Here is a 484-nt window from a genome sequence, read left to right as displayed (position 1 = left end):
TTCAAAAATTAGAATATGCCAAGCTGATGGTCGAACAGGGTTACACCAACAAGCAAATTGAAGATATGTCAGGTGCAGGTAAATCTGCGGTGTCTAGATGGAAAGTACAGTATCAAGCTGAATTAGCAGGTAAAACTCCAGAAAATGCCAAAGCATTAACTGAAGACCAACGAAGAATACAGCTTCTAGAAGCCCAATTAAAACAAGCCATGAGGGATAATGATATCTTAAAAAAGGCTGCAGCTTTCTTCATTCGAGACAATCAAAACTTAAAATGATGCGCGAAGTAAAGAAAGCAAACCCAGGCTTTAGAATGAGTGAATTGTGCCGAGTATTCGAGATCAGTTGCTGTAGTCTCTATTACAAACCGATCCCCAAAAGCGTTGAAAAACAGGCTCAGATACAATTAATAGAGCAAGCTTTCTCTGACTCACACTCGACGTATGGCAAACGAAGAATACAGGCTGAACTACTTGATTTAGAT

General features: G+C 39.5%; 1 pseudogene. It reads left to right on the top strand.

Annotation, left to right across the window (positions count from 1 at the left end):
- A pseudogene (locus H5073_RS18035) lies at positions 1-484 on the top strand (IS3 family transposase); the annotation flags it as partial.

Source organism: Shewanella sp. SR44-3 (assembly GCF_014163735.1).
In the GTDB taxonomy this organism is placed as follows: domain Bacteria; phylum Pseudomonadota; class Gammaproteobacteria; order Enterobacterales; family Shewanellaceae; genus Shewanella.
This window is presented reverse-complemented; position numbering and strand designations above follow the sequence as displayed.